At 63.8% G+C, this 25,544-nt stretch carries 20 protein-coding genes and 1 pseudogene; 11 read left to right on the plus strand and 10 right to left on the minus strand.

Features of this window, described 5'->3' with window-relative positions:
• Nucleotides 1–99 precede the first annotated feature (99 nt).
• From F7Q96_RS22410 to F7Q96_RS22420, 3 genes are all read left to right on the plus strand, one after another.
• The gene (locus F7Q96_RS22410) at nt 100–1,455 is read left to right on the plus strand and encodes a hydroxymethylglutaryl-CoA reductase, degradative (protein WP_082371679.1); all 1,356 of its coding nucleotides are present in this window, start codon (nt 100–102) and stop codon (nt 1,453–1,455) included.
• A gap of 96 nt (nt 1,456–1,551) precedes the next feature.
• Nucleotides 1,552–2,061 (plus strand): hypothetical protein, encoded by a 510-nt coding sequence (locus F7Q96_RS22415; protein WP_053823448.1) that lies wholly within the window; start codon nt 1,552–1,554, stop codon nt 2,059–2,061.
• A gap of 24 nt (nt 2,062–2,085) precedes the next feature.
• Nucleotides 2,086–3,477: a tripartite tricarboxylate transporter permease gene (locus tag F7Q96_RS22420; protein ID WP_053823447.1), complete on the plus strand. Its 1,392-nt coding sequence runs from the start codon at nt 2,086–2,088 to the stop codon at nt 3,475–3,477.
• Nucleotides 3,478–3,561: 84 nt separating this feature from the next.
• Here F7Q96_RS22420 and F7Q96_RS22425 read toward each other — a convergent pair whose 3' ends face one another.
• The 5 genes from F7Q96_RS22425 to F7Q96_RS22445 form a co-directional block, all read right to left on the minus strand.
• Nucleotides 3,562–4,152 (minus strand): hypothetical protein, encoded by a 591-nt coding sequence (locus F7Q96_RS22425; protein WP_151023313.1) that lies wholly within the window; start codon nt 4,150–4,152, stop codon nt 3,562–3,564.
• Entirely contained in the window at nt 4,149–5,273 is a 1,125-nt protein-coding gene (locus F7Q96_RS22430; RefSeq protein ID WP_053823445.1) for an XRE family transcriptional regulator, read from the minus strand. Before F7Q96_RS22430 ends, F7Q96_RS22425 begins: the two co-directional genes overlap by 4 nt.
• A gap of 160 nt (nt 5,274–5,433) precedes the next feature.
• Nucleotides 5,434–5,934 carry a cupin domain-containing protein gene (locus F7Q96_RS22435; protein WP_053823444.1) on the minus strand — a complete coding sequence of 167 codons (501 nt, stop codon included), beginning with the start codon at nt 5,932–5,934 and terminating at the stop codon, nt 5,434–5,436.
• A gap of 75 nt (nt 5,935–6,009) precedes the next feature.
• Entirely contained in the window at nt 6,010–6,852 is an 843-nt protein-coding gene (locus tag F7Q96_RS22440; RefSeq protein WP_053823443.1) for an IclR family transcriptional regulator, read from the minus strand.
• A gap of 3 nt (nt 6,853–6,855) precedes the next feature.
• On the minus strand, nt 6,856–7,629 hold the full coding sequence (locus F7Q96_RS22445; protein ID WP_053823442.1) for an IclR family transcriptional regulator: 774 nt from the start codon (nt 7,627–7,629) through the stop codon (nt 6,856–6,858).
• 305 nt (nt 7,630–7,934) lie between these two features.
• Between F7Q96_RS22445 and F7Q96_RS22450 the strand changes: the two genes are divergently transcribed.
• From F7Q96_RS22450 to F7Q96_RS27565, 5 genes and pseudogenes are all read left to right on the plus strand, one after another.
• Nucleotides 7,935–8,894: an MBL fold metallo-hydrolase gene (locus F7Q96_RS22450; RefSeq protein ID WP_053823441.1), complete on the plus strand. Its 960-nt coding sequence runs from the start codon at nt 7,935–7,937 to the stop codon at nt 8,892–8,894.
• A 43-nt stretch (nt 8,895–8,937) separates the two neighbouring features.
• Nucleotides 8,938–10,683, plus strand: coding sequence for an FAD-dependent oxidoreductase (locus F7Q96_RS22455; RefSeq protein ID WP_151023315.1), 1,746 nt, complete (start codon nt 8,938–8,940; stop codon nt 10,681–10,683).
• A gap of 145 nt (nt 10,684–10,828) precedes the next feature.
• Nucleotides 10,829–11,032 carry a DUF2783 domain-containing protein gene (locus F7Q96_RS22460; protein WP_053824538.1) on the plus strand — a complete coding sequence of 68 codons (204 nt, stop codon included), beginning with the start codon at nt 10,829–10,831 and terminating at the stop codon, nt 11,030–11,032.
• Between the two features lie 145 nt (nt 11,033–11,177).
• Entirely contained in the window at nt 11,178–12,500 is a 1,323-nt protein-coding gene (locus tag F7Q96_RS22465; protein WP_151023317.1) for an MFS transporter, read from the plus strand.
• Nucleotides 12,501–12,640: 140 nt separating this feature from the next.
• Nucleotides 12,641–13,492 (plus strand): annotated as a pseudogene (locus F7Q96_RS27565) (NmrA family NAD(P)-binding protein).
• A 359-nt stretch (nt 13,493–13,851) separates the two neighbouring features.
• On the opposite strand, the gene argC reads toward F7Q96_RS27565, so the two are convergent.
• The 3 genes from argC to F7Q96_RS22485 form a co-directional block, all read right to left on the minus strand.
• Nucleotides 13,852–14,826, minus strand: a complete 975-nt coding sequence (gene argC, locus F7Q96_RS22475; RefSeq protein WP_053823439.1) for an N-acetyl-gamma-glutamyl-phosphate reductase — start codon at nt 14,824–14,826, stop codon at nt 13,852–13,854.
• Nucleotides 14,827–15,009: 183 nt separating this feature from the next.
• Nucleotides 15,010–15,837: a hypothetical protein gene (locus tag F7Q96_RS22480; RefSeq protein WP_053823438.1), complete on the minus strand. Its 828-nt coding sequence runs from the start codon at nt 15,835–15,837 to the stop codon at nt 15,010–15,012.
• Between the two features lie 51 nt (nt 15,838–15,888).
• On the minus strand, nt 15,889–16,482 hold the full coding sequence (locus F7Q96_RS22485) for a tetratricopeptide repeat protein (RefSeq protein WP_053823437.1): 594 nt from the start codon (nt 16,480–16,482) through the stop codon (nt 15,889–15,891).
• Between the two features lie 438 nt (nt 16,483–16,920).
• Here F7Q96_RS22485 and F7Q96_RS22490 point away from each other — a divergent pair, with 438 nt between their 5' ends.
• Together F7Q96_RS22490 and F7Q96_RS22495 are read left to right on the plus strand one after the other, a co-directional pair.
• Nucleotides 16,921–17,517 (plus strand): NAD(P)H-dependent oxidoreductase, encoded by a 597-nt coding sequence (locus F7Q96_RS22490; RefSeq protein ID WP_053823436.1) that lies wholly within the window; start codon nt 16,921–16,923, stop codon nt 17,515–17,517.
• Nucleotides 17,514–18,158 (plus strand): TetR/AcrR family transcriptional regulator, encoded by a 645-nt coding sequence (locus F7Q96_RS22495; protein ID WP_053823435.1) that lies wholly within the window; start codon nt 17,514–17,516, stop codon nt 18,156–18,158. The genes F7Q96_RS22490 and F7Q96_RS22495 overlap by 4 nt, the downstream gene beginning before the upstream one ends.
• Nucleotides 18,159–18,320: 162 nt before the next feature.
• Here F7Q96_RS22495 and F7Q96_RS22500 read toward each other — a convergent pair whose 3' ends face one another.
• Both F7Q96_RS22500 and acnB read right to left on the minus strand, forming a co-directional pair.
• Nucleotides 18,321–21,848, minus strand: coding sequence for a DEAD/DEAH box helicase (locus tag F7Q96_RS22500; protein ID WP_249041705.1), 3,528 nt, complete (start codon nt 21,846–21,848; stop codon nt 18,321–18,323).
• A 351-nt stretch (nt 21,849–22,199) separates the two neighbouring features.
• On the minus strand, nt 22,200–24,791 hold the full coding sequence (acnB, locus tag F7Q96_RS22505) for a bifunctional aconitate hydratase 2/2-methylisocitrate dehydratase (RefSeq protein WP_151023321.1): 2,592 nt from the start codon (nt 24,789–24,791) through the stop codon (nt 22,200–22,202).
• 249 nt (nt 24,792–25,040) lie between these two features.
• On the opposite strand from acnB, the gene F7Q96_RS22510 reads away from it, so the two are divergent.
• Nucleotides 25,041–25,535, plus strand: coding sequence for a hypothetical protein (locus F7Q96_RS22510; RefSeq protein ID WP_151023322.1), 495 nt, complete (start codon nt 25,041–25,043; stop codon nt 25,533–25,535).
• The last annotated feature ends 9 nt before the right edge of the window (nt 25,536–25,544 follow it).

Here is a 25,544-nt window from a genome sequence, read left to right on the forward strand (position 1 = left end):
GAAAGGCCACTGTCCCCGCAAACTGTACCTCTATTGACTGGTACAGTCACCCTAGACTGTCTCCATTCCATACCAGAGAACCATAGAACGGAGACCTCGATGCTCGCTTCCCTGCCCTCGTCCGATGCCGCTGCCGCTGCCGCTGCCGCCGCGGCCGAGACCCGTCGCAAACCCGTCGATTCCCGCCTGCCCCGCTTTCGCGAAATGACGCCCGCTCAGCGCCTGGCCGCGATTGCCGACGCGGTGGGCCTCGACGACGACGAGCATGCGCTGCTGGCCGAGCCCGGCGCACTGGGCGCCGCCCGGGCCGACGGCATGATCGAAAACGTGATCGGCACCTTCGAACTGCCTTTCGGCGTTGCGGGGTATTTCCAGATCAATGGCAAGGACGTGCTGGTGCCGATGGCGGTCGAGGAGCCGTCCGTCGTCGCCGCCGCCTCGTATATGGCCAAGCTGGCGCGCGGCTGCGGCGGTTTCGAAACCTCGAGCTCCGGCCCGTTGATGCGCGCGCAAGTGCAGGTGGTCGGTATCGCCGATCCCTATGGCGCGCGGCAGGCGCTGCTGCGCCATCGCGACGAGATCCTCGCCGTGGCCAACGCACGCGACAAGGTGCTGATCGGACTGGGCGGTGGCTGCCGCGACATCGAGGTCCATGTGTTTCCCGACACGCCGCGCGGCGCGATGGTGGTGATGCATCTGATCGTCGACGTGCGCGACGCGATGGGCGCCAATACCGTCAACACGATGGCCGAAGCGGTGTCGCCGGTGGTCGAGCGGATCACCGGCGCGCCGGTCCGGCTGCGCATCCTGTCGAACCTCGCCGACCTGCGGCTTGCGCGCGCTCGCGTGCGCCTGACGCCCGAAGCGCTGGCCACCGGCGAGCGCAGCGGCGAGGCGATCATCGAAGGCGTGCTGGACGCGTACACCTTCGCGGCGATCGATCCGTACCGCGCGGCGACACACAACAAAGGCATCATGAACGGCATCGATCCGGTCATCGTCGCGACCGGCAACGACTGGCGCGCGGTCGAGGCCGGCGCGCATGCCTATGCCTGCCGCGCGGGCCGTTACACGTCGTTGACCCATTGGGAGAAGGACGCCAGCGGCGCGCTGGTCGGCACCATTGAATTGCCGATGCCGGTCGGGCTGGTCGGCGGCGCGACCAAGACTCACCCGCTGGCGCGGCTCGCGCTGAAGATTCTCGGTGTGCAAAGCGCGCAGGAGCTCGGCGAAATCGCCGCTGCCGTCGGACTGGCGCAGAATCTCGGCGCCTTGCGAGCGCTAGCCACCGAGGGCATCCAGCGCGGCCATATGGCGCTGCACGCGCGAAATATCGCGCTCGTCGCCGGGGCCGTCGGTGCGGAGGTCGAACAGGTGGCGCGGAAGATGGCCGAGGAAAAGGACGTACGGACCGATCGCGCGATTGAACTGCTGGCGCAGTTGCGGCAGGGATAGCGGCAAGAGAACTGCCCAGCGGGGGACTTTCCTCCCCCGCCCGCCACACCAAGAAAAAACGCCCGACAAATGCGAGGCGCCACACAGGAGACAACCATGCCAACACAATCCACGCCCACCGGCAGCCCGCTGGTCGAAGTCTGGGGCGACACCGCCAACCCGCGCCATCTTGCCTGCGCGATCGTCATCGGTGGCGCGTTGAGCCTCGCGGCATTTGCCATCGCCAGTCGCATCCTGACCGAGCTGGTTCGCACACCCGAGCTGGCGCGAGCCTATGCGATGCTCGCCGGGCTGGCCGGCTGCGTGCTGGCCGGCTTCATTTGCGCGTGCCTGTTCAAGCCCAAGCGAGTCGTGACCGAGGACACGTCGGACGCGAGCAGCGCGACGGCCAGCACCGCACGCGAGCAGGCACTCGACCGCCTTGCCGAGGAATCGGGTGGATTGGGAACCATGGCGGACCTGCCCGCCGCCACCGTGCAGGAACTGCGCGAGCTGCAGCTCTACGAACTGTTCGCCGCGCGGGAACGCGGTGCCGCGGCCCCCGGCCACGCTGAAACCGCAATGCCGGACGCGGCCGCCGCTCCCGCGCGTCCCAACGCCGCCTGACCCGCCACCCGCCTGGAGCGCACCATGATCGAATCCACTCCTCTGCTGACGCAGATTCTCGTCGCGCTGGGCATGGGCCTGGCCGGCGCCATCGTGTTCGCGGCCATTGGCCTGGTGTCGGGCACCGACGAGACCACCACGCTGGCGCCGCTGACGTTGCTGGTCGTGCTGCTCGGCGTGCCGCCCGCCGGCGTGTTCACCTTCTTCCTGGCCGGCGCGGTCGCCAAGCATATGACGCACGCGGTGCCGACCGCCTTGCTCGGCATCCCGGGCGACACCATGGCCACGCCGCTGATGCAGGACGCCAACCACCTGCGCAATCTCGGCGTGCCGCATATCGCGCTGCGCAAGATGATTTCCGGCGCCATCGTCGCCGCGTTCTGCGCGGTGCCGCTGGCCGTGCTGTTCGCCGTGCTGCTGGCCCCGTTCGGCGCCACGATCACCAAGGCCGCGCCGTGGATCTTCGTGGCCGCCGCGCTGGTGATCGCCTACGCCTCCCCGGGCCGCTGGGCCTCGGTGGCAACGCTGGTGCCGTTCGTCGTGGTGATCGTCGCGCTGCAGACCTTGACCGCGAAATTCGGCGTCAAGCTCAGCATCAGCTATTTCCTCGGCATTGCCATCGGGCCGCTGATCGCGGACCTGTTCTCGACGCTGTCACCGGTCGACCGCCCGCGCATGCAGCGCAAGGAAGCACGGACCTTTACGCTGGCGCCGGACGTCAAGGGTTGGAGCGGCTATTTCCCCAATCCGCTGAAGGTGATGGACGGCACCCAGACCCGCTGGACCGTGGCGACCGCCGCGATCTCGAGCGCAACGTTCGTGTTCAGCCCGGTCGCGATGACCGTGGTGCTGGGCGAGCTCGTCGGCTCGCGCATCAAGCACGCCTATCACCGGCTGACCACGGTGCTCAGCGCCCGCAATGGCGTTACCGAAGCGACCTATATCGCCGAGGCATTGATTCCGCTGATCGCGTTCGGCCTGCCGCTGAGCCCTGTGGCTGCCGGTCCGGCCGCGCCACTGTTCAACGCCCCGCCGGTGTTCACCGTCGATGCGACCAATGGCCAGACCCACAACCTGCACAACCTGTTGAGCCACTGGGAATTTCTTGGCTACGGCCTGCTCGCGGTACTGCTGGCAGCGATCGTGTCGTATCCGTTCGCGATGAACTACGCGCGCCGCGCCGCGCTGTTCGTGTCGCGCCGCATCTCGCACGAAGCCATCGTCGCGACGTTCGTCGGACTGATCCTGGTGATCAGCGTGTGGGAAGGCCAGCTGCTCGGCCTGCTGGTGATCGTCACGCTCGGTTCGATCGGCGGGCTGCTGTCGCGCGTGCTGGGCTTCAACACGGGCGTGCAGTTCATGGGGTACTACACGGCGGTGCTGACGGTGCCGGCGTTGATCAAGCTGGCGGGATGAACACCGACGCCACCACATGCGCAGGCAAAAAAATGGCGCGGTCTACCGCGCCATTCTTATTGCGGGTGGCTACCCTTCGCGAGCCTACCCAGGATCATCATCCTCGCGGCAAAACAACCTTGGAAAATACGTGTCTCGGTCCTTTTCCCAAGTTGCGGGCAGGTCGCTGTTTGCTTCCAAGGCGCGATAGATTCCTCGCACGTCGGCCTTGCTCACCATCTTTGCGGCAAGCATACGTCGCAGCAAGTCATGGCCATGCATCGTAGCGATGCCAAACTCCTCGCCCAGCTTGTGCATGGCGAGATCGTCGGTCACGACGATCGCCTGCTTGAGTTGGCCGAAAGCCAGCACCCGGCAATCCACCGGAGAGGGAGGACTTCGGTACTGGCTGGCGTTGCCGATCACCCAACCACGGAGCACGCTCGCAGCGGCATCCAGTTGTTCGCGGTCGTCACGACTGAGACGGAAGCGCTTCGCCAAGCGCTCTGATTGGAGCGCACCGTCCTGAAACCACGGAAAATTGATCTGCAAGCGGGGGCTACGCTGAAACTCGCGCTCGACATCCTCGAGGATCGTCAGTTGGTAATCTTTCTGCCCGAAGGCGACACCGAGCAGCGGCTTGACACGCTTGGCAATCCGCAGATATGCATTCGTGTCAAGCAGCAGCAAGATCAACGCACAAGCTCCGCGTAGATAGCTTTTGCGTCGACGAGACCGATGTCCAGAAGTTGCTGTACGAACCCCGCCTCGATACCTCGTTCGCGCATCATCGCTCGTAGCGCGACGTAGAAGTCGGACTGAAATACCTGCTCGGCAGCTGCGATATATTCGCGGGCAGATGGCGGAGGTCTGTCGAACATCGCATGACTGACAAGAGCCGCTGGACTGGCGTTGCGGGCCTTGTGCAACTTCACTTCGTCTATTGCCATCGGCGGCAAGTCATAGTGACGTTGGTAGTTCCTTGCCTGGCAGAACACCGTGTATAGCGAAATGGCATGATGTTGCGCATGCTCTTGTAGTGCGGCCAATGCAGAAGTTTCGCGCTTTGAGCGTGCCGCGTCGCCGTATGCCTCGATGGCGCAGGGCTGCGGGAAGAGCAGCGCGCCCGCAAAAGCATCTGCAAAATCCTCACCTTCCTCCTTGCCAGCCATGTAAGGCGTATAGACGTGCGCCAGCTCGTGCGCCATCCAGAACTTGAAGTCCTCCAGCTTGGTATCGAGGTTCACAAAGACGAACGTAACGCGCTCCGCAGGCAGGGCGATATGCAACGCATTCGCGTGAAGCTGCTTCTCACCCCAAAGTACCGGCACCAAGACGGCACCAGCCTCTTTGAACTGGCCAATCAAGTGGTGGTAATCCAGTACTGCGCGATCGCCGAGCCCGAGTTTTGTCCTTACCTCCGCGACCGTTCGCTGAAGCGCCGCATACTCCGTCGTCGCGGTATCGAGACGCGGCCGCAGAGAATGGCCCGGAGGCAGGAAAGGCACCAACTGCTTGAGCAGCATGCCAATCTCCCGGGCATGGGCAAGATGCCGCTCCGTGGTCTTGGTATTGGCCCGCTTCCTGAATGCAATGACGGGAGCGCCCTCATCCGACTGGGTGACCAGTTCCGCGAAGTCCAGCCGCAGCAACATGGACAGCTTCAGCAGTTTGTCGGGACGAGGAAAGTCTTGTCCCTTCAGCCAGTTCGTCACGGCTTGCGGGCTGACGCCCAGCCTTCGCGCAAGCTCTGCTTGGGACAGCCCTGCCTTTTGCAGGCCCTCGCTGACGGCGGCCTTGGAGAGGGTTTTTTGCATAGCGGCCCATTCTAGGCACCACGCGCGGCAGCGTCAAGTTTCATCAAGTTACCACTCAAGCTCAGTAGTCACATTGCATGCTACCCAAAAGGTCCGGCTACGGCGTTGATCCGATTCTCGTTTATGCCGACGTGCTCACCCAACGTGCCGTGGCGCCGGCTTACTCCCTTTCCCAATAATCCAGGCTTCCCTCCGGTCGCCCGATATAGGCAAACCCATTGCCGTGATCGAGCACGCCGAATTTTCCCGAGTCGGGATAGTGGCAAAGCTCCGGTGCCGCCATCGTGCTGACGGCGAGCACTTTCAATTCCTGCGCGCCGGTGTTGATGAGCTGATGCGCGGTTTCCGGACCGCCCGCCGGGCAAGAAATCACGTCGCCGGCGCGGATTGGATGGCGGGCCTCGCCGAGGCGTACTTCACCGGTGCCTTCGACGATAAAGAACATTTCCTCGTTGGCACGATGGCTGTGGAAAGGAAACACGCGCTTGCCGGGCTCGATCACCGTCAAGTTGTAGCCGAGCTTCTGCGCGCCCAGCATGCGCCCGATCGGCGCCATCCGGCCACCGTAGCGGTCGGCGGGCAGTTCGGAGCCGTATTGGCGGGACAGGTCGGCGACGTCCAGGTATTGAGCGTCGGCGATGTTGAGGATGGGCTGAGTCATGGGGGCGTCTCCTTGATGAGCGTTGTGCTTGCAGTCTAGCGTCAGCCTGTCCACATCGATCCAGCAACAAGTCCCTCAAGGTTCGCGAGCGATATCATCCTGTGCTGTGGATCGCGGGCGTCCGAAACGCCACGACAAGCGCTGCGCCGCGCCGGCCAGTCGGCGCGCGACGTTGCCACCGAGCCCGCTATCGAAGCTCCCCGCCGACCCCATTGCCGCGAGCACCAGCACCACGGTACCAGTGTGGTCGAACACCGGGACCGCCAACGTATGGATACCGGGCACCGGTCTGTCGAGCGCATCGTCCATGCCTTGCTCGCGAATGCGTGCGAGCCTCGCGGCGTATGCGGTCTTTTCCTCTCGTAGCCCCTTTACCGGTGCGCCGGCCATCCGCACCGCTTCCTGTTGCAGCAATCCGTCGAGGACGTCTGCGGGCTGATGGGCGGCGAACACGCGGCCGATCGCGGTATTGACCAGCGACAGTACCGTACCGACGCGCAGGCTGACGTGCTGCGGCCGCGCCGATTCTTCGAGCCGTACTACGGTAGGCCCGAGCGGCCCGAGCACTGCCATCGCGACACTAAGCCCGGTATCCACGGCCACGCCGCGCACTTCCGGCTCGGCCTCGCGCACCGGCGACAGGCGCTGCAGCGCGATCAGTCCCAACTGCAGCGCCAGCGGTCCAGGCAGAAAACGCCCATCGGCATCGCGCTCGAGTACGCCGGCTCGCACCAGGCTGACCAGATGCGGAAACGCCTTGGCGGGCACCATGCCGGCCAGGCGCGCCAGTTCACTCAGCGCAAGCGGACTGCCCGCGCGCAGCAGCGCACCGATCAGCTGGGCGCTGGCATCGAGCGCCTGAATGCCGCGCTGCGGCTTGCCTGCGGCCGCTTCGGTGGGTTCGATGAGGTTCGTCATGGCTCAGCCTTCCGCACGCAGCGAATCGGCGATCTTCGCCGCCGTTGCCTGCAGGGCGCGCGCAAGTTCGCCGCGCCACGTGGTGTCGATGTTCGCGGTCGGGCCGATTGCCGTCAGCAATAGACGGAGCGCGCCTACCGCGTCGCGCACGGGCACGCAAAGGCTGCTGACGCCGGGACTCGGGATATCGATGCTGCGTGCGATGCCGCGGCTGCGCACCTCGTCGAGCTCGGCAAGAAACGCAGCGCGTGGAGGACGCGCCGGCAGCGCGTCGAACAGCGGCACCCAATGCGCTTGGTCCACGCAGGCGCAGTACATGCGGCCCGTCGCGGTGGTCGCCAGCGACATCACGGTGCCGACATGCAGATTGACGTGCAGCGGCGCATTGCCGCGCTCGTAGCGAACGATGGTCGGACCTTGAGGACCAGGCACGCTGACGGCCACGCTGCAGCCGGTCCGTGCGGTCAGTTCGGCCACGAGCGGCACCGCCGCATGCAGGCCGGGATCCAGCTCCAGCCGCATCCGGGCCAGTTGCAGTGCCAGTGGGCCGGGCTCGAAGCGATCGTCGAGATGGTCGCGCTTGATCCAGCCCTGGCGCGTCAGCGAAACGAGATAAGGATGCGCCTGGGCCGGGGCGATGCCGACCACGGTGGCAAGCTCCGCGGCCGATAGCGGCGCGCGCGCTTCCGCCAGCGCCTGCAGGAAGCGGCCCGCCACATCGACGCTCTGCACGCCGCGCTGCGTCTTCTCCTGTCCCGCCTGCCCGTCCTCGCCCATCGTCTCCCTCCGAAAGGCTGGATATTAATCCAACGCCGCATGCAGACCGCCGCGACGGCCTGCAAGTGGACACGGCGCCCGTGGTGGCTCGGGCGCAGCCGGCCCGCCCTCTGCTTTTTATGTTTTAGCCAATCATTTCGTTATTGACTAACTAAAGAACCTCTCCTACCATCCGTCTACCCCGACAACGCCGTGCGCGCCCTCGCGCCCGGCCAATCCAATAACGAAGGGGCGAGACAGTATTCGTGCGTTGTCACCCGCAATGCCGCCCGCTGCCGCGCCCCGTCACCCACGACGAGGCAAGCATGGCCAAAGCATTCGCATCGCAAGCCGACCTGGAAGCCAAAAAGGTCACCTTCACCCAGCTGTCCGAGAACGCCTACGCCTATACGGCCGAGGGCGATCCGAACTCGGGCGTGATCATCGGGGACGACGGTGTGCTGATCGTCGACACCACCGCGACGCCGGCGATGGCGCAAGACCTGATCGCCAAGATCCGCACGGTCACCGACAAGCCGATCAAGTACGTCGTGCTGTCGCACTACCACGCGGTCCGCGTGCTCGGCGCATCGGCCTATTTCGCGGAAGGCGCGCAACAGATCATCGCCAGCCGCGGCACCTACGAAATGATCGTCGAGCGCGGCGAAGCCGACATGAAATCCGAAATCGAGCGATTCCCCCGGCTGTTCGCCGGCGTCGAAACGGTACCGGGCCTGACCTGGCCGACGCTGGTATTCGACAAGGAAATCACGCTGTTCCTCGGCAAGCTCGAAGTTCGCATCGCGCATCTCGGCTCGGGCCACACCAAGGGCGATACCGTGGTCTGGCTGCCGTCGCAGAAGGTGCTGTTCTCCGGCGACCTGGTCGAATACGAGGCGGCCTGCTATTGCGGCGACGCGCAGCTGGCCGAATGGCCGGCCACGCTCGACGCGCTGCAGGCGCTCGGCGCGGAAAAACTGGTCCCGGGCCGCGGGCCCGCGCTGACCACGCCGCAACAGGTGCGCGAAGGCATCGCCTACACCAGGGACTTCGTCACCACGCTGTACCGAGCAGGCCAGGAAGCGGTGGCACAGAACATGGACCTGAAGGCCGCGATGGCGCATACGCGCAAGAGCATGGACCCCAAGTTCGGCCACGTCTTCATCTACGAGCACTGCCTGCCGTTCGACGTGACGCGCGCCTATGACGAGGCGTCTGGCATCACGCATCCGCGCATCTGGACGGCCCAGCGCGACAAGGAAATGTGGGCCGCGCTGCAGGATTGACGCAGCGGGATCGGCATCCGGGATGGTGGAAGGAGACAACAAGATGACGGTCGACTATCAACGATTGACCTTCGAATACCGGCCCTGCGCGGAGCAATCGGCAGTCGGCGCGGTGCATCCGGTCGTGGTGGTGGGCGCCGGGCCGGTGGGCCTGGCCACCGCGATCGACCTGGCTCAGCAAGGCATCGAGGTAGTGCTGCTGGACGACGATTGCACGCTGTCGACCGGCTCGCGCGCGATCTGCTTTGCCAAGCGCACACTGGAGATCTTCGATCGGCTTGGTTGCGGCGAGCGCATGGTGGACAAGGGCGTGCGCTGGAATCTCGGCAAGGTCTTCCTGCGCGACCAGATGGTCTATGCGTTCGATCTGCTGCCGGAGACCGGACATCGGCGGCCCGCCTTCATCAACCTGCAGCAGTACTACGTCGAAGGGTTCCTGCTCGAGCGCGCGCTCGAACTGCCGAACATTGACATCCGCTGGAAGAACAAGGTGGTCGGCATCGAGCGTCGCGATGACGTGGGCCCCGACGGCACCGTCACGCTGACGGTGGAGACGCCGGATGGTCCCTACGCGGTGACGGCGCGTTATGTCGTTGCCGCCGACGGCGCGCGCAGCCCGATGCGCAATCTGCTCGGACTCGACAGCAAGGGCCGCACCTTCAAGGACCGCTTCCTGATCGCGGACATCCGGATGGAAGCCGGCTTTCCGAGCGAGCGGTGGTTCTGGTTCGACCCACCCTTCCATCCGAATCAATCGGTGCTGCTGCATCGGCAGCCGGACAACGTCTGGCGCATCGATTTCCAGCTTGGCTGGGACGCCGATCCCGTGTTGGAAAAATCGCCGGAGCGGGTGATCCCCCGGGTGCAGGCGCTGCTCGGCCCGGATGCGAAGTTCGAACTCGAATGGGTCAGCGTCTATACGTTTTCCTGCCTGCGCATGGACAGCTTCCGGCATGGCAACGTGCTGTTTGCCGGCGATTCCGCGCATGGCGTGTCGCCCTTCGGCGCACGCGGCGCCAATAGCGGCGTGCAGGATGCCGACAACCTGGCGTGGAAGCTCGCCCATGTCTTGCGCGGCGACGCACCGGACGCGCTGCTCGACACCTACGCCAGCGAGCGGGAATATGCCGCGGACGAGAACATCCGCAACTCGACGCGCTCCACCGACTTCATCACCCCAAAGAGCCAGGTAAGCCGCGTGTTTCGTGATGCCGTGCTGACGCTCGCGGCCAAACATCCGTTTGCGCGGACGCTGGTCAATAGCGGGCGGTTGTCGGTGCCGAGCGTGTTGGCCTCGTCTCCATTGAATACGGCCGATACCGAAACCTTTGCGAGCCCGATGGTGCCTGGCGCGCCTTGTGCCGATGCGCCGGTAGTTGTCGACGGTGCGCAGGATTGGCTGTTGTCGCGCCTCGATGGCGGCTTCTGTTTGCTTGTCTACGGCAATCCGCAAACGCTCGATGCGGATATTTCAAAGCAGATCGCCGCATTGCGTGCGCGGCCAGGTGCACCGCGTCTTCTGTTCGTGTCGCCCGCTACCACCTCTACCACATCGACCGCTGACACCGCTGTGTTGGTCGATGCCGAGAGCGTGGTGGCCAAACGCTACGACGCCGTGCCGGGCACCGCGTATTTGATTCGACCGGACCAGCATGTGTGCGCGCGCTGGCGTGCCGTCGATGCGGACCGCGTGATGGAAGCGATGGCGCGGGCTCAGGGCAAGTATCTAGCGGAGTCCGCAACGATCTCGCCCGCCGCACCAGCACAAGCAGAAGCAATCGCTGCCTGACGCGCCAGCCACCGGCACCGCGCCCCGCCTCGCGACTGTTCTCTCCCCTCTCCCGCATTCGGCGGAGGGCCGGGGACCAGGCAGCCGCGCCGCAGTGACCGCGAATGCCCGCTCGACGCGCAAGAACACGATTTCCGGAGACACCATGCCCCTTACCACCGAACCCAACCTGGCCCGTCCCGACGACTTCTACGAAGCGCTGATCGACATGCACCGGGAGCTGGACGACGCCCAAAGCCAGGCCACCAATGCTCGCCTGATCCTGCTCCTTGCCAACCACATCGGAGACCACGAAACGCTGATGTCGGCATTGCGGTTGGCACGCGAGGCGGAAACCGCCTCCGCCTGATTCGGCCAGTCCACGGCATGCCCCGCGCGATCCGCTGAAACACGACGAAATCCACTCCGGGCCGACGGTGCACAAGACACCGGCCCGTTAAGGGCGGCGCGATCCGCCCGTCTTTTTCCTCCTTCCTGCTTTACGGAGACAAAGCATGTCCCAACTCCACGCGGGCACCGCGACGCCCCCGCTCGCCCTCGCACACGAAGAAGACGCGCTGCACCAGAAGATCTGGATGCGGATCGTCCCCTTCCTGTTCGTCTGCTACGTCATCTCCTTCCTCGATCGCATCAATATCGGCTTCGCGCAATTACAGATGAAGCACGACCTCGGCTTCAGCGATGCGATGTACGGCCTTGGTGCCGCGGTGTTCTACGTCGGCTATGTGCTGTGCGAAGTGCCGAGCAATATGCTGCTCGCCCGCTTCGGCGCGAGGCGTACGTTCACTCGCATCATGCTGCTGTGGGGCGCCGTCTCGGTGGGAATGGCCTTCGTCTCGACGCCGGCGCAGTTCTACACGCTGCGTTTCCTGCTCGGCGTGTTCGAAGCCGGCTTCTTCCCCGGCATCGTGCTGTACATGACGTACTGGTTCCCGGCTCGCCGCCGCGCTGCGGTGATGGCGATCTTCTTCGCCGGCGTCGCCGTCGCCGGGGTGCTCGGCGGCCTGGTCTCCGGCTGGATCATGCGCGATATGGCCGGCGTGATGGGCCTGTTCGGCTGGCAATGGATGTTCGCGATCGAAGGCGCGCCCGCCGTGCTGCTCGGGCTGATCGCCGCCTGGTATCTGGTCGACAACCCCGCCGATGCCAGATGGCTGACCGCTCGTGAAAAGGCGCTGCTGGCGCGGCAGCTCGAAGCCGAACAAGGCAGCCACGCCGCCCATACGCTCGGCGCGCTGCGCGAGGCACTGCGCAATCCCAAGCTGTACGTCTTCGCGTTCATCTATTTCGCGCTGACCTGCGGCTCGCTGACACTGAATTTCTGGATGCCGCTGATGATTCGGGATTTCGGCATTACGGATGTCGTGTCGATCAGCTTGTATAGCGTGATTCCCAATGCCGTGGGCGCCATCGGCCTGATCCTCATTGCTCGGAATTCGGACCGCACCGGCGAGCGCCATCGCCATTTCCTGCTGTGCTGCTGCGGGGGCGCACTGGCCCTCGCGCTGCTGACGCTGCGCCTGCCGCATTTCGGCGCGATGCTGGCGATCCTGTCCGTGGCAGCCGTGCTGATCTTCGCCGCGCTGCCGATCTTCTGGTCACTGCCGCGCAGCTATTTGCCGGGGCATACCGCGGCAACCGGGCTCGCGTTCATCAGCAGTGTTGGCATTACCAGCGGCATCGTCAGCCCCTGGGTCATTGGGCAGGTCAAGGTGCAGACCGGCAGCATGGACAATGCGCTGTATCTGTTGGCGGGATTGCTGGTGGCGGCCGGGGCCGTCATGTGGAAAGCGGTGCCGAGGGATGCGGGGCAGTAATCGTCGCCAGTTCGGCCATTTCAAGGGGAATTGCCAACGCCGCTTCCGTCTTTGATATGGTTTCGACATGAGCAATGACTGATGCGTCCATTCCTGACAACGGCTCAGGGAACGCGGGAGGCAAGCACATGTACGTCATCATGGGCGGTACCGGACATGTTGGATCGGCGACAGCGGAAGCGCTGCTCGCCCGCGGCCAGGCGGTCACCATCGTGACCCGCTCGGCCGCCCGCGCGGCCAAATGGTGCGACAAGGGCGCCGATATCGTCGAGGCCGATGTGGAAGACGTGGCGTCATTGCGCGCCGCATTTCGACGCGGGCGCCGGGCGTTCTTGCTCAACCCGCCTGGCGACACCAGCAAGGACACCGACGCGATCGAGCGGCACACGGTCGCCAACATCGTTGCCGCGCTCCAGGGCTCTGGCCTGGAGAAGGTCGTCGCCGAATCCACAGGCGGCGCCCAGCCCGGCGAGCGCATCGGAGATCTGAGCGTCCTGTGAGAGCTCGAAGAAGGACTGCGCCGCCAACCGATACCCGCTGCGATCAATCGCGCCGCTTACTACATGAGCAATTGGGAGTGGCTGCTCGACTCGGTACGCAGCACGGGCAAGCTGCCGACGATGTTCCCTGCCGATCTACCGATACCCATGGTCGCGCCACGCGATCTGGGAGAAGCGGCAGCGGCCCGGCTGATGTCCCCGCTCGACGATGTTGGCGTCCGCTATGTCGAGGGGCCGCGTCGGTATTCCTCCAAGGACGTTGCGACTGCCTTCTCGCAGGCGCTCGGCCGCCCCGTTGAAGTGGAAGTCGTGCCGCGGGACAAGTGGAAGGAGACGTTCCTGGGATTAGGGTTTTCGGAGGCTGCGGCCGATTCCTATGCCCGGATGACTGCGGCCAGTGTGGACGGTGGATTCGATTTGCCGGAGGAGCCGCTGAAGGGCGGGACGGCGCTGGAGGAATATATCGGCAGTCTTGTGGAGCAGTGGCAATAGCTAGGGCCACGCTCCTAGCGACGATCAGCTGCTCGTGTCACTTCTTTTTCGCTTTGTCGTAATGCCACTTCACGGCGAAGAACATGCCCGTACCGAGCACGAGAACCTTGAACGCGATGAACACTAAAGGGAACCAATCCATCATTTTGAGTATTTCCTGGGTGTGACTTGAAGCGGTTCCGATCATAACACCCCGGAACAAGGGGGCGGACTCACGATCGGAAGCGCGCCGTCGAAGCGAGGGTTTCGAGCGCGCGGCTCACTACGCGGTTGCTCCGAGCCATCTGTCACGGCGACCGCGTCGCTGCCGTACCAGTGATCCCGCAAAGACAAACTACGCAATCGGACGCGCAAAAGCATCACGGCCAAACAGGCCCACCATCCAGCCCCGCCGTTTCCGGCAGACCGCAGATCAGGTTCGCATTCTGCACCGCCTGACCCGCCGCTCCCTTTCCCAGGTTGTCGACCACGCCCATCGCGATCACCAGGTTGCGCTCCGGATCGGCCGCATAACTGACGAACGCGAGATTCGAGCCGGTGGCCCATTTGGTCTGCGGCGGCTTGTCGCTGACGCGCACGAATGGGCGTCCGGCGTAGAAGCGCCGGGCCGCGTCCAGGCACTGGTCCGTGGTGGCACGGCCGCGGCAGTAGATGCTGACGAGCACACCGCGGGTCATCGGCACCAGATGGGGCGTGAACACCAGCCCTGCCGCACTGCCGCCGCTCAGCCGCTCGATCGTCCTGGCAATCTCGGGCATGTGGACGTGCTTGAGCAAGCCGTAGGGCACGACGTTTTCGTTGCTCTCCGCATAGCCGAACTTGCTGTCCCCGCCCCGGCCGGCGCCCGAAATGCCGGTCTTGGCGTCAATCACGATGTTGGCGGGCTCGATCAGGTGGTTGGCCAGCAGGGGCGCCAGCGCGGTCAGCGTGGCTGCGGGGAAGCAGCCGGGGTTCGCGACGCGGGTCTGCCCTTCGATCTCGGCCGGCCATACATCGGCCAGGCCGTACGCCCAACCGTCGACGTAGCGGTGGTCGCCGCCGATGTCGACGATCTTGACCTCCTTGGGGACGCGCGCCAGCACGTCGGCCGATGCGCCGGTCGGCAGCGACGCAAACAGGACGTCGAGCTTCGGCAGCGTTTCAGGGTCCCACTTTTCGATCACCAGCTCGGCGAGCTTGGCCGGCACACCCGGGAAGCGATCCACCAAGCGGCTGCCGGCGCTGCCCTCGCCGGCGGCGTAGACGAGCTCAAAAGACGGGTGGCTCGCGATCAGGCGCATCGCCTCGCCGCCGCCAAAACCGCTGATTCCAACAATGCCGACGCGAATGCTCATGGTGGTGTCTTGCCGCTGGAGTGAGAGAACAAGGCGGGTTTTATCCCGGGCGCGTAAAGTCTAACTGACTCTCCCGGAATAACGTCCTCTCGGCAGTAATGAACGACCGCTCCCGCGCTCTATCCATCCACTGGCTTCTCGCGATCAGCAAATGGCATCCCGCGCGGGGAGCGCCGAAACGACTTACGAACCAACCTTCAGCCGCCCGCCACGGCCCAGTCCGCCCTTGACCTCCTGCGCCTTGTAGTTGCGCAGCGAGATCACCATGTTGTTGTAGGCGTCCATGAATGCGGCGACGGTGGCCTTGCCTTCGGGCGTGCGGGAGAAACCGCCGAGGCCGCCGGCCGTATTGCCGCCAAAGGCGCCAAGGGCCGCGCCGAAGTTGGTGGCCGTGGAATTGCCTTCCGAGATGGAGACCTGCACGCCCGAGCGGATGTCGAACATGGTCAGCGTCACGACCGATGCCTTGCTTTGCATCGCACCGCCAACAAGCGCGCCGACGCTGCCGAACAGGCCACCCACACCAGCCGCCAGCTGGCCGGTGGAGTCGTTATCGATGATGATGGCCGGTTCCATGTAGTAGTCGGCCGCTACGCGTTGGCCTTTCTGCTGGCGCGAACCTGCGCGGAATTCGCCGGAATTGCGCTGCTTGTCGGTAATGTTCGACAGCTTGCTTTCGGTGCGATTGTTGCCGATCGACGTAATCACGAAGCAGTTCGACTGCTGCACGGCAAGGCGAATCAGCGGCTCGATGCTGGTCACCTTGGTGGCTGCACCGAAGCTCGCATACCACTCCTTGCCACGGCCATCATCGACGGCCAGCGTTCCCAGCGGCGAATCGCAGCGCTCCAGCGAAGCATTGGCGTTGACGCTGGTGGCACCACCCGCGGCGCCGGTGGCAGCGGTAGGCGCGGTGCCGGTGCTGATCAAACCGCCGCCGGCAGTGGCGCAGCCAGCGAGAACCACGGACGCAGCCAGTGCGGCCACGCGCAGAGAAATATTCTTGGGCATGATAGGGCGTTCCTGTCGAGGAAATTGACGAAAAAATCCGGGTGGGAAGGCTTAGCGGTGATACCAGCCGGAAGGGCCCCATACCCAGTAATACGGATAGCTGCTGTACCAGGCGACCCAGGAGGTACGGTAGGCCTCGCGAACCCGGTACGCGCTCTGTTCGTCTTTTTTGGCAGCCTGGGCCTGCGGAATCAAATCCTTGGCTTCCTTGCTGCCCTTGGCTGCGGCTCGCATCAGCCAAGCCTCGGCTTCGGCAGGGTCCGAACCCATTTCCTCAAAGCCCATCAGATAAATTCGACCAAGCGCGAGTTGCGCTTGCGTATGACCGTTGTCGCCGGCCTTGCGCAGCCATTCCAAGGCTTGATAGCTGTCGCGCTTCACCCCGTCGCCACGCAGCAGCCGCAGGCCCAGGTCGTAAGCGGCATCCGGATTCTTCTCGGCCACGTTGGCCAATGCCTGCATGCGCGGATCGGGTTCGTTCGAGGCGAGCTGCGCGGTCGCTACGCGTCGATCCTGTTCGGTGCAGGCATTCCCGTCGCACAGGCGCACCGTGGACGACCGCGGCGCCAACTGTTCTTCAGGCGTTTGCGCGCAACCGGCAAAGCCCAAAGCCGTGGCCAACAGCAATGGAACAAGAACACGCATAGATGACCCCCCGAGGTCTGCTTTTATTCGTTCTGTATTTGTTCGCCTTTTGAGAAGGCGTATGGATTGTATTTTCGGCAGGGAATATTTGCACCCAACCGCCGTAGGTGTGGGGCGTCGCCTGCATGTTGCCGGCGACTCGATTCGATCACCATTTTCGGCGATGCCTGGCGATTGACGCAACCCGCTCGATATCGCCATTTATCGGACAAACAATTTCGAAGCCCGATTGACGGTGTTCTCCACTTCCTCCGCGCACGGCAGCTTGTCACCATGGGAATTCAGCCCGGAAACGCCATCGGGGGCACGGTTGGTCGAAGGCCCTTGCGCCGATCAAGCACCGCCCGCGTCGCACCAAATACCCACTAGGAGCAGGGTCATACGTACCTACCAAACGTAGGATACGATTGGTAGGTACGTTCATCTACGGAGCCAATCATGCACGCGCTGATCGTCGTTTCGCACCCCAATCGGGAATCGCTGACGCATGCCGTGGCAAATCATATTGCCTCCGGACTGTCGGCATCCGGCCGGCACCACACCTTCGAACTGGCTGATCTCGCCGCGGAAGGCTTCGATCCTCGCTTCACCGCCGCCGACTTGGCCCTCCATCGGCGCGAAACTCCGCCCGCGCCGGACGTTGCGGCGGAACACGCGCGACTCGATCGCGCGGATGCGCTGGTGCTGGTCTACCCCGTATATTGGTGGTCCTTTCCGGGCATGCTGAAGGGCTGGATCGACCGCGTCTTCACCAATGGGTGGGCCTATGACGAAGAACCGGGCGGCAAACTGGTCAAGAAGCTTGGCCACCTGGCGGTCCACCTCGTCGGGATCGGCGGTGCGAACATGGGTACTTACGACCGCCATGGCTATGCCACCGCAATGAAGACGCAGATCGACCATGGCATCTTCGGCTACTGCGGCGCGCCGGTCGTGACCTCCGAACTTCTGCTACCTTCGGATCGTGAGGCGCCCTCCTCGCATATCCACAAGGCCCGGGCGCTCGGCCAGAACCTCTTCTCGCGGAAAGAATGACTCAGCAAAGAAAATTCGCCACGTCGAACGACGCCGCCGGCTCGCCCTCCGGGCCACGCCGCCGGCTGTCTCGCGAGGAGCGCCAGCGGCAGCTGCTGGACTGCGCATGGAAGCTCGTCAAACGAGAGGGGTCAGACGCGCTCAGTCTCGGCCGGCTGGCCGAGGTAGCCGGCGTGGCAAAGCCTGTGGTCTACGATCACTTCGGCACCCGCAATGGTTTGCTGTCGGCGCTCTATCGGGATTTTGACGAGCGCCAGACGGCCATCATCGACGCCGCCATCGCGGCCAGCCGGCCCACACTGAAGGAGAAGGCGCGCGTCATCGCGGCGAGCTATGTCGATTGCGTGTTGACGCAAGGGCGGGAAATGCCGGACGTGCTGTCGGCGTTGAACGGATCGCCCGAACTCGCGACACTCAAGCGGCAGTACCAGCAGGCGTTCATCGAGAAATGCCGGGCGATCCTGGCGCCGTTCTCCGGGCCAGAAGGACTGTCACTGGCTGGATTGTGGGCGATGCTCGGCGCGGCCGATTCGCTGTCTCATGCGGTCGCTGCCGGAGACCTGACCGAAGAGCAGGCGCGCGCAGAACTGGCGCAGACCATTGTAGGGCTGGTCAAGCGAAGCCGGTCCGCCAGCCTATGAGCTCCGCCCGGTGGAATGTACCGGGTATTCGCCGGCGTTACAGGGTTCACCCGCTACGCAAGCGCCATCTCATCCGGGATGAGCGCGCCTACGGAGGGACACGCAACTTGATTCCAGTTCACCAGCTTGAGTACGTCCGTCCCGGTTGGGACATTGATCGCACTATATTCGCCGGGTCGCCAACGCGGCCGCCATCTCGCGGGCATGACCCACACCACCCCATGCGGCTCGCGATCCCACAACATACAGCCGGCTTTTGGCACGGGACACCAGAACGTTCAATATATTGGGCGTGCCGCACGCCCATCGTCGGGCTCCTTGCTGCTCTGCCATTGGCGCGCCCAATATGGCGATCACAGCCTCGGCTTCCTTGCCCTGGAAGGTGTGAATAGTACCAACACGGTCCGTTATCCAGTCGTCCGGATCCACCTGAAGCCGCTCAAGAATATGGCGGTGCGTCTGGAGCTGGCGTCGTAATTCATGGGCGACGATCCTGAAGGGCGTAATGATGTAAAGATCAGGCTGTTGCAGGCCCGCCGATGCCAGTTCGTGCAGCATGCGAACAACGACGTCACCCTCGGCTTGGCACCACTTTGTGGATGCACTCCCGTCGACGTTGATCCATGCGGATGGTCCGAGGACAGTCGCAATCGGCGACTCCTTGGCTTGCGCGGCGTGAACCATTTGACCGTCGTAGGCAATACGGTTGGAGATCCCAAACATTGGCTCCAAGCACCGCCTGTGAACCAGCAGTGGCAAGCCGACTCGCCGAGTACCGCTGTCAGCCTTGAACTCGGCTTGGTAGTGCGAAGCTTCGTCAGCAACCGTCTGTACCGACGCGTCAGGGGCCGCCCATTCCTGAGGCGACACCTTGAAGTATTTGCAAACCTCCAATACGAGGCGCTCAGGCAAGGCCACGACAGGCGGTACCTGCAATGGATCACCCACCACAATGACGCGCTTAGACCGCAGCATTGCGCCTACCGCGGACTGCGGAGTAGCCTGCCCCGCCTCGTCAACCAGCAGCCATCCAATGCTGGAAGCAGGAAGGTCGCCGAGCATCCTTTCGACGGACGCAAACGTGGTGGAGACTGCCGGAACGACGATGAAAAGTGTCGACCATAGGTCCGGGAGCAGGGCTCTTTTTTCGCTTTCGTGGAACGCTCCCGCTTGCATTGCACTCATCAGCGCGCCGAGGTTGTGGCTGAACTTCTGAGCGGCCACATCGATAAAGGCCCGGTGTACCTGGAGCGCCGCTGAAAACAGATCCTCCCGCTTCTCGTGAAGCGAATCCGGAATCCATGGTGCACTCAAATTCCAATGCTCATGGCCGCGTTCGAAGAACTCACTATCCACCAGACGCGGACCCAGCTCGCGGCGGAAATCATGAATGCGCGCCTGAACGTTCGACACAACCCTGGCCGCTTCCGATGCTTTGCTGATGGCCGCTTGCAATTCGCGCTTTGCGTTTGCTGCCAGAACTTCGGCCCGTTTCTTATTTGCAACTGCGGCGGCGAGTTCCTTTTCAGCCGCGACTCTCGCTTTCAGTAGCGGCGCGTATCCGTCCCGCCATGTCCGAAATCCGGCTGTCCTCAACAAGCGGGCGAACCAGCCCGGCCTGCGCGCAAGCATCTGCCGTTCCTGCAGCATCGCATTGTCCAGCGATGCCTGTGCAGTGGCCAGGATATCTGATGTCGCACGGACCTCTCTCTCGCGATCATCGGACGCAGCGGCACAAGATTCGCGTAGCGCCTCGGCTGCTTGTACGGCACGCATTGCTGGCGCCAATCGAAGACAGGTCTGGCGGGCATCCTCGAGCTGCTGCAGGCACGCTTCGACATCCGCCTTTAGCGATTGAAAGCGATGCCGCGCCTTCTTCCAGTTTGCCCTGGCTTCTTCCGGAGTAGGCGGAATCTCGCGCGTAACAACCGACGGGATCTCCCGAGAAACGATGTTTCCCTGCTCGTCCCTGACCTCGCGAAATACCGGCTCACCTCGGGCGGCCTTTAGATACAACCTTAAGCTCTTATCGTCATCCCACCAGATTGCCTGCTGAAAGCCATTGCGATTTTTGGCGTTGCCCAGGACTGCTGCGATAAGCCCCCATGATGACTCGCCTTTGGGTAGCGTACCGTCTGCGGCTTGTCCTTCGAGCAGACGATCTGAGATCGTGCGGAAGTAGTTGAAGTCTCGTCCGATGGACTTGGCTGAAGGCAACTCCTTGCTGACGTTCTCGACCGCCTTGTTGTTGCTCGATGCAATGAGCACCTCGTGCCCTTTCAGCGATGCGTCGAGCCGGTACAAGTGAAAGAACGCGCGATCGCCTGCTGCGACCTTTTCGCCCGTTGTGGAAAACGCGGCCAGTGGATCGTCAAAGCGAGCCATGGCTTCGGCACGGTCCAATACGCAAGCCGCAACGACATCGCGCAGCAGCGTGGTCTTCCCGGTTCCAGGCGGACCGTTGACAGCGGCGATTCCTTGCCGGCCGCCCACGAACTCCGAACGTATGGCGTTCACAGCAGCCTGCTGCAGAGTCACCAATGGGTGACCTCCAGGTCCGGGCCATCGCGCTGCCGGCATTCTATGTGGCGCGACTAGATCTTCGACAGCTGTATGGTCGGAGAGCAGGTCACGGCTGTGATCGACCTTGTTCAAGCCCAGGTAGCGAGCGAGAGCCTCATTTGCCTGCCCACTCTCGATGGCCCGGGCGGCCTTGGTCAAGTCACTAAGATAGAAGGAGTTCAGTAAGGCGACTTCCGGGGGGGTCTTCGATTTGAAATAGTGATACACGCGAACGGCAAAGCCGGGCGGCTCTATCAAATCCGGCGGAAGGTGAAGGGTTCCGACCAACCATTGGAATGCCGACAGTAACGTGCCGTAGTCCAGCGGCATCAGCTCGCCATCGGCATCCTGGCGCCTGAGGCGTTCCGTTAGCGCGCTGACCAGCCGCCTTTCCACGTCTGGCCATGTACCGAGTGCGGTCAGGTCTCCACCGAGCGCGATAGGCAAGGCCCACGCGAAGCTGGAGATCGCCACCGCATTCTCCTCGACCAGTTTTCCGGTTCGATCCAGCAAGACGGCTGCAATTGGCGCCTTCTCACGCTCGCGTCCGTTTCGTTCCTCATTCTCCCCAAACACGGCAACAAGAGCATCCGTGGCCCGGTCTAAAGGAATACTGCCGAGGACTACCTGATAAAACAGCTGCTGTTTAGGACGCGACCGCTCGTTGCGATACCACGGCATGTCGTCGCCCTGAAGAAGCGCGACACATCGCTGATCTCCATTTGCCATATCGGCGGGACGGCGGTATGTCTGTGGTGATAGGGCTTCGAAGGCTATCCAGCTTGCGAGAATTGCCTGCGGTTGATCCCGCTCTACGAAAACCGGACTCGCGGAAATGCCTTTTACTTTTGTGGGTGGCCCCTGATCTTCTGGCCCGGGAAATTTGGCATTGGAAGCGGTGACGGCCGCGACATTCGCCTGTGTGACGCGAGCGGCAGCCCCTCCCCCACCTGGGGTGGCCCTGGAACTTGGCATGCCCGCACGTAACGATGCCTCGATGCGGCGGAGCAAGGCGTTGGCACGTCCGGTGCTGCGGTGACTCAGTTCATCCAAGAGCTGCCGGCACGAATCGGGATCGAGAGGTGCCGCGGCATATAAAGACTCGAGCTCCGCGATGCTCTTGCTCACATATGGACGTCTTACCGGCATGACTCTCTGGCCTCAATCAGACTGGCTCTTGCATTTCAATACCAAGCCTGCATGCCATTCAAGGTCAAATCACCAGTAAAAGGGCATGCAGCCTTATTCCACATACTCGGCGTTGCAGCATATCTTTGTCTGGGGGCTTGCACAACCGCTCTCCAGCGGGGCTTTAGAACAGAAAAACGTACATAGGCAATATCCGCGCAAAACAAAAAGCCTCGGAGGCTCACACCCCCGAGGCTTTTCCCAACGACAACAATTTCAATCGCAGGTTTAATTCAACTCAAACCCGGCGGCCTCGCATCGCAAAGCTGCGGTAGGCCAAATCAGCGGCTATCAAACCGTCACCGTATCTGCGACTCCCTTGAAATCCTCGATCTGGTCGAAGTTCATGTAGCGGTAGATCTTGTCGCCATTGGCGTTGAGCACGCCCATGTCGGCCATGTACTCCTCCTTGGTCGGAATACGACCGAGGCGCGAGCAGATGGCGGCCAGTTCCGCCGAGCCCAGATACACGTTGGTGTTCTTGCCCAGGCGGTTCGGAAAGTTGCGGGTCGAGGTCGACATCACGGTCGCGCCTTCGCGTACCTGGGCCTGGTTGCCCATGCACAGCGAGCAGCCCGGCATTTCGGTACGCGCGCCGGCGGTGCCGAACACGCCGTAGTGGCCTTCCTCGGTCAACTGCTTCTGGTCCATCTTGGTCGGCGGGGCGACCCACAGCTTGACCGGGATGTCGCGCTTGCCTTCGAGCAGCTTCGACGCGGCGCGGAAGTGGCCGATGTTGGTCATGCAGCTGCCGATGAACACTTCGTCGATCTTGGCGCCGGCCACGTCGGACAGCGTCTTCACGTCATCCGGGTCGTTCGGGCAGGCGACGATCGGCTCGTGCACGTCGGCCAGATCGATTTCGATCACGGCGGCATACTCGGCGTCGGCGTCCGGCTCGAGCAGCTTCGGATCGGCCAGCCATGCTTCCATCGCCTTGATACGGCGCGACAGGCTGCGGGCGTCCTGGTAGCCCTCGGCGATCATCCACTTCAGCAGCGTGATGTTGCTGTTGATGTATTCGATGATCGGTTCCTTGTTCAGGCGCACCGTGCAGCCAGCGGCCGAGCGCTCGGCCGAGGCGTCGGACAGTTCGAACGCTTGCTCGACCTTCAGATCGGGCAGGCCTTCGATTTCCAGGATGCGGCCGGAGAAGATGTTCTTCTTGCCTTGCTTGGCGACGGTCAGCAGGCCCTGCTTGATCGCGTACAGCGGAATCGCGTTGACCAGGTCGCGCAGCGTGACGCCCGGTTGCATCTTGCCCTTGAAGCGGACCAGCACCGATTCCGGCATGTCCAGCGGCATCACGCCGGTGGCAGCGGCGAACGCCACCAGGCCCGAGCCGGCCGGGAAGCTGATGCCGATCGGGAAGCGGGTGTGCGAGTCGCCGCCGGTGCCGACGGTGTCGGGCAGCAGCATGCGGTTCAGCCACGAGTGGATGACGCCGTCGCCCGGGCGCAGCGAGATGCCGCCGCGTGTGCTGATGAATTGCGGCAGCGTGTGGTGCGTCTTGACGTCGACCGGCTTCGGATAGGCGGCGGTGTGGCAGAACGACTGCATCACCAGGTCGGCCGAGAAGCCCAGGCAGGCCAGGTCCTTCAGCTCGTCGCGGGTCATCGGGCCGGTGGTGTCCTGCGAGCCGACCGAGGTCATCTTCGGTTCGCAGTAGGTGCCCGGGCGGATGCCCTTGCCTTCCGGCAGGCCGCAGGCGCGGCCGACCATCTTCTGCGCCAGCGTGTAACCCTTGCCGGTGTCGGCCGGGTTCTGCGGCAGGCGGAACAGCGTCGACGGGGCCAGGCCCAGCGCTTCGCGCGCCTTGGCGGTCAGGCCGCGGCCGATGATCAGCGGAATGCGGCCGCCGGCGCGCACTTCGTCGAACAGCACCTCGGACTTGACCTGGAATTCGGCGATGACTTCGCCGTTCTTCAGCGCCTTGCCTTCATACGGGCGCAGCTCGATCACGTCGCCCATTTCCATCTTCGACACGTCGAGCTCGATCGGCAGCGCGCCGGCGTCTTCCATCGTGTTGTAGAAGATCGGGGCGATCTTGCCGCCCAGGCACACACCGCCGAAGCGCTTGTTCGGCACGAACGGGATGTCTTCGCCGGTGAACCACAGCACCGAGTTGGTGGCGGACTTGCGGCTCGAGCCGGTACCGACCACGTCGCCGACGTAGGCGACCAGGTGGCCCTTTTCCTTCAGCGTTTCGATGAACTTGACCGGACCGCGCTTGCCGTCTTCCTCGGGCTGGAACGCGGCGCCTTCGCGCTTGTTCTTCAGCATCGCGAGCGCGTGCAGCGGGATGTCGGGGCGGGTGGTGGCGTCCGGCGCCGGCGACAGGTCATCGGTATTGGTTTCGCCCGGGACCTTGAACACGGTCACGGTCAGGCTTTGCGGGACTTCCGGACGGCTGGTGAACCATTCGGCGTCGGCCCAGCTTTGCAGCACGGCGCGCGCGTTGGCGTTGCCCTTGTCGGCCTTTTCCTTGACGTCATGGAAGGCATCGAACATCAGCAGCGTCTTCTTCAGCGCGTCGGCGGCGACGGTGCCCACTTCGGCGTCGTCCAGCAGTTCGATCAGCGGCGAGATGTTGTAGCCGCCGAGCATCGTGCCGAGCAGTTCGGTTGCGCGGGCACGGTTGATCAGCGGGCAGGCTTCCTTGCCGAGCGCGACGGCGGCCAGGTACGAGGCCTTGACCTTGGCGGCGTCATCGACGCCGGCGGGCACGCGGTGGGTGATCAGCTCCAGCAGGGTCTGCTCTTCACCCGCGGGCGGGTTCTTCAGCAGTTCGATCAGTTCGGCGGTCTGCTGCGCGGACAGCGGCAGCGGAGGAATGCCAAGCGCGGCGCGTTCGGCGACATGGGCGCGATAGTTTTCGAGCATGGGAACCTGCGGGGTGATAGAGGAATAAGGGTTAAACAACACCGTTGTGGCTGCGATTGTACGCTCAACGCGTGTCCTCGGTCAAACGTCTTATATCTTATATAAGACTTAGGACTGACGACTGCGCGGCCGCCCCTGCCCGTTACCGGGTGTAACCGCCGTAAGTCGTTGGCAACAAAGGGAAACGGCGGGCCCCGACGGCCTTGCCGCGCGGTACAACGGAGGCTGCGGAATCATGGGGAGAACGGTGTGAATGCAGCAATTTTTGCCCTGCGCCGAGGGCTGGCCGTCATGGCGGTCTGCGGCGTGACGATGGTGGGCGGCCGGGCCCACGCGCAACCGGTCGAATCCGGCCCGATGACGGTGGCAGGCACGCTGGTGGTCAACGGGCCGGTGACGGTGCAGGGGCCAGTCGAGGTCGACGGCCGCGTGCGGGTACGCGGGCCGGTGACCGGGCAGTGGTTCGAAACGGACGACGGTCCGTCGATGCGCGGGGCGCCGCAGCGTACCTTCAACGGTCCGCTGACCGTGCATGGGCCGTTGCGCGTGCAGGGCGACCTGATCGTCAACGGGCCGCTGGAAGCCGCCGGCCCGATCCGTGCCGCTCGCATCCGTGCCGACGGGCCGGCGCGGCAGCGCCAATACGGCGAAGACCGCCGCGGTTATCCGCCGCCGTACCAGCAGGGCCATCCGGACCAGCCTTATGACGGGCGCGGCTATGACGGGTACGGCTACGGGCGCTGACAAGGCGGG

Origin of the sequence: Cupriavidus gilardii (assembly GCF_008801915.1) — a bacterium.
GTDB lineage: Bacteria > Pseudomonadota > Gammaproteobacteria > Burkholderiales > Burkholderiaceae > Cupriavidus > Cupriavidus gilardii.